At 57.0% G+C, this 13,199-nt stretch carries 13 protein-coding genes; 8 read left to right on the top strand and 5 right to left on the bottom strand.

The annotated features are described in order from the left end of the window. Position 1: 1 nt before the first annotated feature. Positions 2–1,048 carry a nitronate monooxygenase family protein gene (locus B9Z42_RS10105; protein WP_143474073.1) on the top strand — a complete coding sequence of 349 codons (1,047 nt, stop codon included), beginning with the start codon at positions 2–4 and terminating at the stop codon, positions 1,046–1,048. On the opposite strand, the gene glp is transcribed toward B9Z42_RS10105, so the two are convergent. Genes glp through moaA form a run of 3 tightly spaced genes read right to left on the bottom strand, consistent with a single transcriptional unit; the run spans position 1,045 to position 4,151 of the window. Beyond that, positions 1,045–2,328, bottom strand: coding sequence for a gephyrin-like molybdotransferase Glp (glp, locus tag B9Z42_RS10100; RefSeq protein WP_100133244.1), 1,284 nt, complete (start codon positions 2,326–2,328; stop codon positions 1,045–1,047). The two genes, B9Z42_RS10105 and glp, sit on opposite strands and share 4 nt — an antisense overlap. Continuing rightward, positions 2,325–2,963 (bottom strand): molybdenum cofactor guanylyltransferase MobA, encoded by a 639-nt coding sequence (mobA, locus tag B9Z42_RS10095; protein WP_100133243.1) that lies wholly within the window; start codon positions 2,961–2,963, stop codon positions 2,325–2,327. The genes glp and mobA overlap by 4 nt, the downstream gene beginning before the upstream one ends. 24 nt (positions 2,964–2,987) lie before the next feature. Continuing rightward, positions 2,988–4,151, bottom strand: coding sequence for a GTP 3',8-cyclase MoaA (gene moaA / locus B9Z42_RS10090; protein WP_100133242.1), 1,164 nt, complete (start codon positions 4,149–4,151; stop codon positions 2,988–2,990). 112 nt (positions 4,152–4,263) lie between these two features. Here moaA and B9Z42_RS10085 point away from each other — a divergent pair, with 112 nt between their 5' ends. From B9Z42_RS10085 to B9Z42_RS10065, 5 genes are read left to right on the top strand one after another with little or no spacing between them, the layout of a single operon-like run. Continuing rightward, positions 4,264–5,040, top strand: a complete 777-nt coding sequence (locus B9Z42_RS10085; protein ID WP_100133241.1) for an ABC transporter ATP-binding protein — start codon at positions 4,264–4,266, stop codon at positions 5,038–5,040. Continuing rightward, positions 5,033–5,743, top strand: coding sequence for an ABC transporter ATP-binding protein (locus tag B9Z42_RS10080; RefSeq protein ID WP_100133240.1), 711 nt, complete (start codon positions 5,033–5,035; stop codon positions 5,741–5,743). Before B9Z42_RS10085 ends, B9Z42_RS10080 begins: the two co-directional genes overlap by 8 nt. Before the next feature lie 24 nt (positions 5,744–5,767). After that, the gene (locus B9Z42_RS10075; RefSeq protein ID WP_100133239.1) at positions 5,768–6,982 is read left to right on the top strand and encodes an ABC transporter substrate-binding protein; all 1,215 of its coding nucleotides are present in this window, start codon (positions 5,768–5,770) and stop codon (positions 6,980–6,982) included. A gap of 30 nt (positions 6,983–7,012) precedes the next feature. Next, positions 7,013–7,900, top strand: a complete 888-nt coding sequence (locus B9Z42_RS10070) for a branched-chain amino acid ABC transporter permease (RefSeq protein WP_199172027.1) — start codon at positions 7,013–7,015, stop codon at positions 7,898–7,900. Between the two features lie 4 nt (positions 7,901–7,904). Further along, positions 7,905–8,864 (top strand): branched-chain amino acid ABC transporter permease, encoded by a 960-nt coding sequence (locus tag B9Z42_RS10065; RefSeq protein WP_100133237.1) that lies wholly within the window; start codon positions 7,905–7,907, stop codon positions 8,862–8,864. Positions 8,865–8,966: 102 nt separating this feature from the next. On the opposite strand, the gene B9Z42_RS10060 is transcribed toward B9Z42_RS10065, so the two are convergent. Further along, positions 8,967–9,503, bottom strand: coding sequence for a 2,4'-dihydroxyacetophenone dioxygenase family protein (locus B9Z42_RS10060; protein WP_100133236.1), 537 nt, complete (start codon positions 9,501–9,503; stop codon positions 8,967–8,969). A 177-nt stretch (positions 9,504–9,680) separates the two neighbouring features. Here B9Z42_RS10060 and ppa point away from each other — a divergent pair, with 177 nt between their 5' ends. Next, entirely contained in the window at positions 9,681–10,214 is a 534-nt protein-coding gene (gene ppa, locus B9Z42_RS10055; protein WP_100133235.1) for an inorganic diphosphatase, read from the top strand. An 80-nt stretch (positions 10,215–10,294) separates the two neighbouring features. Here the strand turns inward: ppa and B9Z42_RS10050 are convergent, their stop codons facing one another. Further along, on the bottom strand, positions 10,295–11,470 hold the full coding sequence (locus B9Z42_RS10050) for a GNAT family N-acetyltransferase (RefSeq protein ID WP_100133296.1): 1,176 nt from the start codon (positions 11,468–11,470) through the stop codon (positions 10,295–10,297). A 28-nt stretch (positions 11,471–11,498) separates the two neighbouring features. Between B9Z42_RS10050 and B9Z42_RS10045 the strand changes: the two genes are divergently transcribed. After that, the gene (locus B9Z42_RS10045) at positions 11,499–13,160 is read left to right on the top strand and encodes an NAD+ synthase (RefSeq protein ID WP_100133234.1); all 1,662 of its coding nucleotides are present in this window, start codon (positions 11,499–11,501) and stop codon (positions 13,158–13,160) included. Positions 13,161–13,199 lie beyond the last annotated feature (39 nt).

Below are 13,199 nucleotides of genomic sequence, written 5' to 3'. Positions count from 1 at the left end.
TTTGGCCTTTGATTTTGCTCAGTTGTCATGCCCCGTGATTCAAGCGCCCATGGCGGGTGGCGTGAACACCCCCGCATTGGCCGCTGCCGTGGCCAAAGCGGGTGGGGTGGGTAGTTTTGGGTTTACTTACACCAGCCCCGAAAAAATCAGCGCAGATTTAAACGCCACTCAAGCGTTGACAGTGGGCCCTTTGAATGCCAACTTCTTCGTGTTTCAGCCCGTGGCATTGCCTGATGTTGCACAACAAGCGGCGGCATTGCTGGCTTTGCGCGTACTTGGTTTGCCCGAGGACTTCGTGCTGCAAATGCCGCAAGCGCCTTTTTATCCGGACTTAGAAACCCTGCTTCAGCCCGTTTGGCAACACCGGCCTGCTTTGCTGACCTTCCATTTCGGCATTCCGTCTGACGCGGTGATGCAACAGGCCAAAGCGTTGGGCATCACCGTGGGCATCACGGCCACGAGTCTGGCTGAAGCGAAGCAGATTGAGGCGGCAGGCGCTGACTTCATCGTGGCCCAGGGCACGGAAGCCGGAGGCCATCGCGGCACGTTTGAGCCAGATGGTGCTGATGCAGAGCTGGCTTTGGATGACTTGCTGCGCCTGCTAGTGCCAAGCATTCGTTTGCCCATCGTGGCTGCGGGTGCTGTGATGGATGGTGCAGATATTCACCGTGTGATGCGTTTAGGGGCTGTGGCTGCGCAAATGGGCACCGCATTTTTGTGTTGCGACGAGTCGGGCGCGAGTCCTGCGCACCAAGCGTTCATTCGCCATGAGCACGCCAGAGGCACTGCCTTCACGCGTGGCTTTTCCGGACGTCGTGCCCAAGGCATTGCCAACCAATTCATGACCCAGTTGGAGGGGCAAACCACCTTGCCTTTTCCGATTCAAAACACCCTGACGGGCCCCATTCGTCAACGCGCCGTGCAGCGCAACGATGGCGAGCATCAAAGTCTGTGGGCGGGTCAGGCTTACGCCAAAGCGCAAGCCTTGCCTGCGGCTGTCTTGATGCAGAGATGGCGTGAGCAGCTGTTGGCTTGCCAGCAGGCTTAAATAGCGCCTTCAAACATCATCACATCCACCTCATCGCCGATGGCCACATTGCCTTGCGCGTGATGTAGCACGATGAGGCCATTGCCTTGCACCATGGAGCTCAGCACGCCTGAGCCTTGGTTGCCCGTGGTGCGCACTTGCAGCGTGCCATCTGGGGCACTGCTGACAAAGCCCCGTTGGTACTCCGTGCGGCCCGCTTTTTTGCGCAGCGGCTCTAAGCACTTGGCGCGCAACATGGGGGCTGGCTGGGCACTGCTGCCCATCATGCGCAGCAATGCAGGGCGCACGAAGGCGAGGAAGGTCACCATCACGGCCACAGGGTTGCCGGGCAAGCCAAACAGCACCGATTGACCAATGCGACCCACGGCCATGGGGCGACCTGGGCGCATGGCGATTTTCCAAAACGCCACGTCACCGAGTTTTTTCATCATCGTTTTGGTGAAGTCGGCTTCGCCCACGCTCACGCCCCCGCTGGTGATGATGGCATCGGCTGCTTGTGCGGCTTTGGCAAACGCCGCTTCCAACAACGCTGGCTCGTCGCGCACGACGCCCATGTCAATCACCTCGCAGCCCAGCCGAGTGAGCAAACCGAAAACGGTGAAGCGGTTGCTGTCGTACACCGCACCTTCACGGGGCGATTCGCCCAAGCTCATCACTTCGTCGCCCGTAGAGAAATAAGCCACGCGCAAACGGCGGTGTACCCGGACATCAGGCAGTCCCAAACTGGCGATCAACCCGAGGGCGGCAGGGGTGAGGTGCTGGCCCGCTTGCAAGGCGGCTTGGCCTTGCATGAGGTCTTCGCCCAACAAACGGCGGTTGTCACCGGCTTTCAAGAGTTTGGGCGGGATGGTGACGGTGGTCACATCGTGGTCGCTGTGGACTTGGCAAAACTCTTGGGGTGCCACCGTGTCGAGGTTGTCGGGCAGGATGGCGCCCGTCATGATCTTCAAGCATTCGCCAGCGTTGACTTTGCCTTGCCAGGCCTTGCCTGCCAAGGCAGTGCCGGCCAAGCGCAGGGTCAGGGGCTGATCAGCTTGCAGTTGCGCTGCATCGAACGCAAAGCCGTCCATGGCCGAGTTGTTGTGGGCGGGTACGCTGATGGGCGAGATCACGTCCTGGGCCAACACCCGACCCAAGGCATCGAACAAAAATACGTCTTGCGCTTCGCTGGCAGGCAAGGGGTACGTCAGCTGGGCGAGGAAATCGCCCACTTGCTGCACGCTCAGGGCTTGGGGATCGTAGCCCTGCAAGGCTGCGGCGATGTCGTCCAGGCTTTTCATACGGGCTGTGCTTCGAGGGCTTGTAACTCTTGCAGGGTGTTGACGTTGGCAAAGGCGAGGGGGTCGTCTTGCGGGGCATCAAAAGGCACCAACACGGTTCTGTGTTGGCCCGTCCATGCGTCGATCTTGCGACCACCGGCGTGGGTAAAGGCCACCAAACTCTCCAGCATCGACACTTTGATGAGACAAAAAACGGGTTGGCTGCGCAGTTCGGATTGACCTTGGGCATTGGCCTCTGGGGCGGCTGCCATCGCCATGTCGGCATCGTCGCGCACCAAGGCTTGCGCCAAGCGCTCGGCCAAGTCCAACGGTAAGCGCGGCGTGTCGCAGGGGACAGTCAGCAAATAAGGTGTTTCGCAACGCTCAAGGCCGACCAAAAAGCCAGACAAGGGCCCCGCAAAGTCTGACGACACGTCGGGCCAAACCGACGCGCCAAACGACTCGTATGCGGACAGGTTGCGGTTGGCGTTGACCATCACACTTTCGACCTGTGGCCCTAAGCGCATCAGGGCGTGCAAGGCGAGGGGCATGCCGTTGAAGTTTTGCAGACCTTTGTCGACGCCGCCCATGCGGCTGCCGCGGCCACCGGCCAAGATGAGGCCCGTGATGTCTTGTGGATGAATGGCTTGGGTCATGGCAATGGCTTTGAAAAGAGAGGATCAACCACCGATGTAGCTCATCTCGACGCGACGCACCGCTGGGGCGTTGTCGGCGGGCAAGCTGGCTCGGAGTTGTGAGTAACGGTCGTCACGGCGGTGCCAAATGTGACCGATGGCCGAGGCCAGTTGCGCGTCGGTGGCCGTGTCTTGGCGCAAGAGGCTACGCAGATCATGACCTTGAGTCGCAAATAAGCAGAGGTAGAGCTTGCCTTCGGTGGACAGACGTGCACGGTTGCAATCGCCGCAAAACGCTTGCGTGACGCTGCTGATGACGCCCACTTCGCCCAAGTTGGGGTCGAACTGGCCGGCTGAATTGGCGTAGCCCCAACGCTGCGCGGTTTCGCCCAGCTGGGTGGCGTCGAGGGCGATCAACGGGAATTCTTCCTGGAGTTTGGCAATCACGTCTGCCGAAGGCAGCACGTCGTCCATGCACCAACCGTTGGTGGCGCCGACATCCATGTACTCGATGAAACGCAGCGTGATGCCGCTGCCACGAAAGTGGCGTGCCATGGGCAAGATTTGATCAACGTTGGTGCGACGCTTGACCACCATGTTGACTTTGAGGCCGCTGAAACGTCCGTGTGCGTCAAGGCCGAGGCCAGCAGCTTTTGCGGCTTCTATGCCCTCCAACACATCGGCGACGGGGAAGTCGACGTCGTTCATTTGGCGGAACACGGCGTCGTCAAGGCCATCCAAGCTGACGGTCACACGGTTCAAGCCCGCGTCTTTGAGCTGCTGGGCTTTGCGCTTGAGCAAGGAGCCGTTGGTCGTGAGCGTCAGATCCAGCGGTGAGCCATCGGGGGTGCGGATGCTGGCCAGTTGTGCCACCAAAATTTCTAAGTTTTTGCGCAGCAGGGGCTCACCGCCTGTGAGCCGTATTTTGCGCACGCCGTGGGCTACAAAAATGGTGGCTAAGCGGGTGATTTCTTCAAAGTTCAACAAACTGCTTTGCGGCAAATAGGCATAGTCTTTGTCGAACACTTCTTTGGGCATGCAGTAGTTGCAGCGGAAGTTGCAGCGGTCGGTCACGCTGATGCGCAGATCGTGCAAAGGTCGACCTAGGCTGTCGCTCAGTAGGCCCACAGGTGCAATGGGGTGGGTGGGCACTGTGGCCACCAAGGATTGGAGCCGTTGATCGACTAAGGGAATGACGCGTTCTGACATGGGTTTGATTTTGCCTCATTGCTTTTGCGCACTTGCCAGCCAGACGCTGTGGCGACAAGTGATCGGGATAACCATGAGGGGGAGACGGGTGGGCTTCTCAGAGAATATAAAGATGTCTGAAGCAATCATCTTAGAAACCCGTGGACTCATCAAAGAGTTCAAGGGCTTTGTCGCCGTCAACGGCGTGGACCTGCGCGTCAAGCGAGGACAGATTCACGCTTTGATCGGGCCCAACGGCGCGGGCAAAACCACCGTCTTTAACCTGTTGACCAAATTTCTGATCCCTACCCAAGGGCAGATCGTGTTCAACGGCCACGACATCACTTCGGAAAAGCCTTCACAGGTGGCGCGTCGCGGCATCGTGCGCTCTTTTCAAATTTCGGCAACCTTTCCCAATTTGACGGTCATGGAAAACGTGCGCATCGGCTTGCAGCGCGCGACCGGACTATCCATGCATTTTTGGAAATCGGAACGCAGCCTGAACCAACTCAACGACAAAGCCATGGCGCTGCTGGATGAGGTCGACCTGGGCAATATGGCCCACTTGACTGCTGTCGAGCTGCCTTATGGCCGCAAGCGTGCCCTTGAGATCGCCACCACCTTGGCCATGGATCCCGAGTTGATGTTGTTGGACGAACCCACGCAAGGTATGGGCCACGAAGACGTGGATCGGGTCACACAACTGATCAAAAAAGTCGGTGCCAACCGAACTATTCTGATGGTGGAGCACAACATGAACGTGGTCTCCAAAATTGCCGACACCATCAGTGTGTTGCAGCGTGGCCAAGTGATTGCTGAAGGGCCTTACGCCGTGGTGTCACAAAACCCTCAAGTGCTAGAAGCCTACATGGGCACCGCCGACAACCAACTGGAGGGGGCGCATGGCTGAACCCAAAGAATTTTTGCGCATCAGCAATTTGCAGGCCTGGTACGGCGAGTCTCATATCCTGCATGGGGTGGATATGACCGTGAACGAAGGCGAAGTGGTCACACTGCTGGGCCGCAACGGTGCGGGCCGCACCACGACCATCAAGTCAATTCTGGGCTTGGTTGGTCGTCGCACGGGCACCATCACCATCAAAGGCCAAGAAACCGTGACGTGGGCGCCGCACCAAATTGCCAAATTGGGCATCGGGTATTGCCCTGAAGAACGCGGTATTTTTTCTGCCTTGACCTGCGAAGAGAACTTGTTGCTGCCGCCCGTCATTGCGCCCAATGGCATGACGGTGGAAGAAATCTACGACATGTTTCCTAACTTACTAGAACGTCGCAACAGCCCAGGCACGCGCCTGTCTGGCGGCGAGCAACAAATGCTGGCTGTGGGTCGCATTTTGCGCACCGGGGCACGGTGCCTGCTGCTCGACGAGATCTCGGAGGGCCTTGCCCCAGTGATCGTCCAAGCGCTGGCACGCATGATCACGGCCCTCAAGGCCAAGGGTTTCACCATCATCATGGTGGAGCAAAACTTCCGGTTTGCCGCGCCGCTGGCAGACCGGTTTTACGTGATGGAACATGGCCAGATGGTGGAAACCTTCAGCTCGCAAGAGCTGTCCTCCAAGATGGGCATGTTGAACGAGTACTTGGGCGTCTGATTTTTTCTAACTGGAGACAACACAATGAAACGCAAACTTCTTTCCCTGGCCGCCATGGCTGCATGTGCCTTTGCTGGCACTGCACAAGCCCAAATCTCTGACGGCATCGTCAAGATCGGTGTGCTCAACGACATGTCGGGCTTGTACTCTGACATCACGGGCCCTGGTTCGGTGACCGCCGCCAAGATGGCCGTCGAGGACTACATCAAGGCGACCAAGAGCACCCTGAAAGTTGAAGTGGTGGGTGCTGACCATCAAAACAAACCTGACGTGGGCTCCAACGTAGCACGCCAGTGGTACGACACCGACAAGGTCGACATGATCGCTGACGTGCCCACCTCATCCGTGGGCCTGGCCATTGCGAAATTGTCTGCCGACAAAGGCAAACTGCACGTCAACTCCGGCTCTGCAACGGCCGATTTGTCAGGCAAGGCCTGTAATGCCAACACCATCCATTGGGCTTATGACACTTGGATGCTGGCCAACGGCACCGGCAAAGCCATTGTCAAAAGTGGTGGCGACACGTGGTTCTTCTTGACCGCTGATTACACGTTTGGTCAAGCGCTTGAGCGCGATACCGAAGCCGTGGTGCTGAAAAACGGCGGCAAGGTGTTGGGCAAAGTGCGCACACCGTTCCCAACACAAGACTTCTCTTCTTTCTTGTTGCAAGCACAAGCGTCTAAAGCCAAGATCATTGGTCTGGCCAACGCAGGTGGTGACACCACCAACTCGATCAAGCAAGCTGCCGAATTCGGCATCACCAAAGGCGGCCAAAGCTTGGCGGGCTTGTTGGTGTTCTTGCCCGACGTGCATTCGCTGGGTTTGAACATCGCCCAAGGCCTGCAGTTGACCGAAACCTTCTATTGGGACCTGAACGACAACACCCGCGCTTTCACCAAGCGTTTTGCGGCACTCCAAGGCGGCAAGTACCCTTCGATGGTGCAAGCGGGCGTCTATTCCAGCGTGATTCACTACTTGAAGGCCGTGGACGCCGCCAAGACCGATGACGGCACCAAAGTCGCCGCCAAGATGAAAGAGCTTCCCACGGACGATCCTTTGTTTGGCAAAGGCACCGTGCGTGCTGACGGTCGCAAGATCCATCCCGCCTACCTGTTCCAGGTCAAGAAGCCTTCGGAGTCCAAAGGCCCTTACGACTACTACAACTTGGTGGCCACCATTCCCGCCAATGAGGCCTTCCGCCCATTGTCTGAGAGCGAATGCCCCTTGGTTAAGAAGTAATCACACCCTACTGTTCAAGCAAGTCGAATCATCATGGAAATCTTTGGCATACCTTCGCAAGCCCTGTTTGGGCAATTGCTGATCGGACTCATCAACGGGTCCTTTTACGCGATGCTCTCTTTGGGTCTTGCCGTGATTTTCGGCTTGCTGAACATCATCAACTTCACCCATGGCGCCCAGTACATGCTGGGTGCCTTTGTGGCCTATCTGGGTTTGACCAAGCTAGGGATCAATTACTGGGTTGCGCTGGTCGTCACACCTCTGGTAGTGGGCGCCACCGGCATGCTGATTGAGCGCACCATGCTCAAGCAGTTGTACAAGCTGGACCATCTCTATGGTCTGCTACTGACCTTCGGGCTGGCCTTGATCATTCAGGGTCTGTTTCGTCACGAATTCGGTTCTTCGGGCATGCCTTATCCGGTGCCCGAAGTTTTCAAGGGTGTTTACAACACCGGTTTCATGTTCCTGCCCAAGTACCGCGCATGGGTCATTGTGGCTTCGCTGGTGGTCTGCCTTTCCACGTGGTACGTGATTGAGCGCACCAAGTTGGGCGCCTACTTGCGCGCAGCCACCGAGAACCCAAGCTTGGTTCAAGCGTTTGGCATCAACGTGCCGCGCATGATCACCTTAACGTATGGCTTCGGCGTCGGCTTGGCTGCTTTTGCAGGCGTGATGGCGGCACCTATTTACCAAGTGAACCCCACCATGGGGGCTGACATCATCATTGTGGTGTTTGCCGTGGTGGTGATCGGTGGCATGGGCTCCATCATGGGGGCCATCCTCACCGGATTTGGCTTGGGCCTGATTGAAGGTCTGACCAAAGTGTTTTACCCAGAAGCCTCCAGTACGGTGATTTTCATCATCATGACCATTGTTCTCCTGATCAAGCCAGCCGGGTTGTTCGGCACCCAAAAGTAAGACCATGACCCCTGTCTCGACACCCTCCATTCAGACTCAGTCGTTCACGCACCAATGGGTGGCCTTTGCCCTCATGGTGTTGGTTCTGGCCATCGCGCCCATCTGGGTTTATCCGATCTTCCTGATGAAGGTCATGTGCTTTGCCTTGTTTGCTTGCGCCTTTAACCTGCTGATCGGTTTTGGTGGCTTGCTGTCGTTTGGCCACGCCATGTTTTTAGGCACCGCTGGCTATGCAGCAGCGCATGCGGCCAAAGTTTGGGGCTGGAATCCGGAGTTAGTCGTGTTGTTTGCAACCGGCTGTTCGGCCTTGTTGGCTTTGCTGACGGGGATGCTGGCCATCCGTCGGCAAGGCATTTACTTTGCGATGATCACCTTGGCCTTCTCGCAAATGGTCTTCTTTCTTTATTTGCAAACGCCGTTCACAGGCGGCGAGGATGGCATTCAGTCGGTGCCACGCGGCAAGTTGTTTGGTGTCATCGATCTGAACGACAACACGGCCATGTACCTGTTTGTGTTGACGATTTTCCTGGCCGGATTCGCCATGATCTGGCGCATCATTTATTCGCCTTTTGGTCAAATCCTCCAGGCCATCCGCGAAAACCAAGACCGTGCCATCTCGCTGGGTTACGACACCGACATGTTCAAACTCATCGCGTTTGTGATTTCTGGCGCTTTGGCTGGCACGGCTGGGGCTACCAAGTCACTGGTGTTTCAGTTGGCTTCCCTGACCGACGTGCATTGGTCCATGTCGGGTGAGGTCGTCTTAATGACCTTGCTGGGCGGCTTGGGCACCTTGTTCGGACCCGTAGTTGGCGCGGCTGTGATTGTGAGCATGCAAAACTACTTGGCCCAATTTGGCGCTTGGGTCACCATCATCCAAGGTGCGATTTTTGTGGTTTGTGTGTTGGCGTTTCGGCGCGGCATCATTGGTGAAATCGCCAACTGGATCAAGAAGCCTTTGTGAGGCCCAAGCGGGCTCATGCCAGCCCGAGGCTTCAACGAAAAACCGCCTGGTCAAGTTCACAGGCGGTTTTTTTGTGGTCAAAGCTATTGAGCGGCAAGGCTATCAGCGCATAAAATTTTTGACGTAATCTGCGCCCAAACCCACCGCTTCAAAATGTGCGCGGTATTTCTCGATGCGGGTGAACACATCGTCGTAGCCCGTGGCATTGCCTTGGGTGTCGACGTACATCAGCGCGCCATGAACCGTGAACATGGTGATCATGTCTTGGCAATCGTCAGGCACGACCAAGGTGTGCGTTTCACCGGGCGGCTCAAAGACATAGCTGCCTTCTTCGGCGACCCAATCGTGCTCCAAGTACAACCATTTGCCACGCAACACATGGGCATGAACTTGACCAGAGTGGCGGTGACGCTGCAAGAGACCTGAGCGTTTGACTTTGAGCAAGTGGATGTAGAACCCGCCTGACACGTTCAAATGCAGCGGCCGCGACCAAATGCCGGGCGCAACGGGTGCCCAAAGGCGTTCATCTGAGGTTTGTACGTCATGAATGACCATGTCGGGGGCCATGCCCCATGGTTGTGGCTTGGCGTAGGGCACGCGGTCATCAGCGGGGGAGGGGGGAGTGTGGGGCTGCGTCACAGAGGCTCCAAAAAGTGATGGCATGAGGTTATGTCAGGATGCCTGGCTTGTCAGCCTAATGCGCGACAGCGCACCCGATGCATCGCTGAATCCATCGGTTTGAGAGTTCGCAAGCCCCATGAAAGTAAAATCAGACTTAATCCACGCTGTTTGTTTTAACTTTTCTAACGAGACACCATGTCCCTTAACAATGTCACCCCCGGTAAGAATGTGCCTGAATCTTTCAACGTGATCATCGAAATTCCGATGAACGCTGATCCTGTGAAGTACGAAGTGGACAAAGAGTCCGGCGCGTTGTTTGTCGACCGTTTCATGGGTACAGCCATGCATTACCCCACCAATTACGGCTATGTCCCCCAAACTATCGCGGGTGACGGCGACCCTGTGGACGTGTTGGTCATGACACCGTTCCCCTTGCCACCCGGCGTGGTGGTGCCTTGCCGCGCTTTGGGCATCTTGATGATGGAAGACGAAGGCGGTTTGGACGGCAAAGTGTTGGCCGTGCCCACCGAAAAGATCTTGGCCCGTTACAGCAACATCCAATCGTTGGCTGACATCCATGAGTTGCAGTTGCAACAAATCTCGCACTTCTTTGAGCACTACAAAGACCTCGAAAAAGGCAAGTGGGTCAAGGTCAAGGGCTGGGAAGGCATTGACGCTGCCAAGAAAGAAATCTTGGACGGCATCACCAACTACAACATCGCCAAGTAATTTCTGGTGCTGACTATCAAGCCCGCCTCGGCAACGAGGGCGGGCTTTTTTGCGCCTGCTTGTAGCGCGCACGCGTTGTTTTATTGCGGTTCGTTGTGTTTGAAAGGGCTGCGCGCAGCCAAGTGATCGAGGTAGTTGTCAATGCCTGCGCGTTCGCGCTCTAGGAATCGTTCGACCGCATCGGCAAAAACGGGGTGCGCCAACCAGTGGGCGCTGTAGGTGGGCACGGGCATGAGGGCCCGGGCCATCTTGTGTTCGCCTTGGGCGCCACCTTCAAACCGCTGAACGCCGTTGGCGATGCACCAGCTCAGGGGCTGGTAGTAGCAAGCTTCAAAGTGCAAGCAATCAACACGCTCTAAAGCGCCCCAATAGCGGCCGTAGGCGATGGGTTCGGTGCCACCCAAGCCCTGCACGGCAATCAGGCTGCTGGCGATGGGCAGGCCTTCGCGTTCGGCGATGTTCATTACCCAGTTTTCTGGCATCTCGCGCTGCATCTGGGCAAAGAAGTTGCGACTCAGGTAAGGGGCGTTGCCGTGTTCGAGGTAGGTGCGTTCGTAGCAGCGGTAGAAAAAATCCCAATCACCAGAGCTGATGGCCGTGCCGACTTGGGTGCGAAAGACGACGCCTGCATCGGCGACGCGGCGGCGTTCTTGGCGAATTTTTTTGCGCTTCTCTTGCGACAGGCTGGCTAAGAAGGCCTCGAAATCAGCAAAGCTTTGGTTGTTCCAATGGAACTGCACGGTTTGGCGCTGCATCAAGCCCAAGGCGTCGCAGGCGACGCGGTCGTTGGGGCTATTAAACAATAAGTGAAACGAAGACAGCTTCAGTTGTTGGCACAGCGCCAGCACCGCTTTGAGCAAGGCTTGGCGTGCCGTGGCATCGACGGCGAGCAAGCGAGAGCCCGGCACGGGGGTGAAGGGCACCGCGCTGGTGGCTTTGGGGTAATAGTGCAAGCCGTGTTCGCCATAGGCATTGGCCCAAGCCCAATCGAAAACGTATTCGCCGTAAGAATGGTCTTTGAGGTAGAGCGCACAGCCCGCGACCAAGTCATCCTGGTGCCAAAGCGTGACAAACTGAGGGATCCAGCCCGTCTCTGCTGTGGCGCTGCCGCTGGTGTGCAACGCTGCCAAATACGCGTGACGCATGAAGGGGGAGGGCACATCCTGGCTTTGACTCAAGATATCCCAAGCTGCGGCGGGGAGATCCATTGGGTTGTCGAACACGCGAATGACATAATCAGACAGGTTTTTAGACATGTTTTTTTCGGACGGTGTTGCTTCTGCCATGACTCTCAAAATTTGTGTTGCTCAGTTGAATTTTGTCGTGGGTGACATGGCTGGGAATGCCCAAAAAATCATCCACTGCGCCCAAGAGGCTTACGCGCTAGGCGTACGTTTGGTGTTGACGCCAGAACTGTCTTTGTGCGGCTACGCTGCAGAAGATTTGTTCTTGCGCCCCTCGTTCATGGCAGCCTGTGATGATGCCTTGAAAACAGTGTCCCATGCGCTGGCAGGTCTTGACGGGTTGCATGTGGTGGTCGGGCACCCCACGGGCGAGAGTCAGCGGACACGCTCGGTGGCAGTACAGCAGCGGTTCAACATGGCCAGTGTGGTGTGCGAAGGACGCGTGGTGGCCTCGTATGCCAAGCGCGAATTGCCCAACTACCAAGTGTTTGACGAGCGCCGTTATTTCACCCCAGGTGACGTGCCGTGCGTGTTTGAGGTGCAGGGCGTGCGCGTCGGTTTGCTGATTTGTGAAGATGCTTGGTTTGATGCGCCCGCAGCGGATGCCAAAGCAGCAGGTGCAGAGCTTCTGGCGGTGATCAACGCCTCGCCGTTCCATGTGGGCAAGGGCGACGAGCGCGAGCAGGCCATGCGCAGCCGCACACAAGCCACACAATTGCCCTTGATTTACGCCCATTTGGTGGGTGGGCAAGACGAGGTGGTGTTTGAGGGACGTTCGTTTGCATTGAATGCCGATGGCGCTTTGGCGGCGCGGGCGCCGAGTTTTGAAGAGCATCATTTTTGTGTTGCGTACACCGCAAGTGCTGTCACTGCCTTGGAGGGCGAGGTGGTGGCCGAGGCTTCGTTGGAGTCAGATTTGTGGCACGCTTTGGTATTAGGCGTGCGCGATTACATTGGTAAAAACGGGTTTCCTGGTGCGTTGTTGGGCTTGTCTGGTGGTATCGACTCAGCGTTGGTGCTGGCCATCGCGGTGGATGCTTTGGGCGCCAACCGCGTTCGCACGGTGATGATGCCGTCACCCTACACCGCCGAGATCAGTTGGGTGGATGCGCGCGACATGGCCCAACGCATGGGCGTGCGTTACGACGAGGTGTCCATCGTCCCGGAGTTCGAAGCGTTCTTGGGCTCACTCAAGGCCGATTTTGAAGGCACCCAACTCGATACCACCGAGGAGAACATTCAAGCCCGCATTCGTGGTACTTTGCTGATGGCGTTGTCTAACAAGTTTGGGTCCATCGTGTTGACGACGGGCAACAAGAGCGAAATGGCCACAGGCTATTGCACGCTGTATGGCGACATGGCGGGTGGTTTTGCGGTCATCAAAGACGTCGCCAAGACCTTGGTGTTCAAACTGGCGCATTGGCGCAATGCGAACGACCCTTACGGCACGGGCGTTGAACCTATCCCCGAGCGCATCATCACGCGTCCACCTAGCGCCGAGTTGCGTCCCGACCAAACCGACCAAGACAGTCTGCCGCCTTACGAGGTGCTGGACGAGATCGTGTCGCGTTTCATGGAAAACGACGAAAGTTCTGCCGACATCATCGCCGCGGGTTTTGCGCCCGCCGATGTGGAGAAGGTGACGCGTTTGATTCGCATCAATGAGTACAAACGCCGCCAGTCGCCCGTGGGCATTCGGGTGACGCACCGCAGTTTTGGCAAAGATTGGCGTTATCCTATTACCAACAAATTTCGCGCTTGAGTTTCAGTTCTTTAACGCAAGCGCTTGTCTCTCTTCAGT

Source organism: Limnohabitans sp. B9-3 (assembly GCF_002778325.1).
Classification (GTDB): domain Bacteria; phylum Pseudomonadota; class Gammaproteobacteria; order Burkholderiales; family Burkholderiaceae_C; genus Limnohabitans; species Limnohabitans kasalickyi.
The sequence above is the reverse complement of the archived record's forward strand: the minus strand, read 5'-3'. Positions and strand labels throughout refer to the sequence as shown.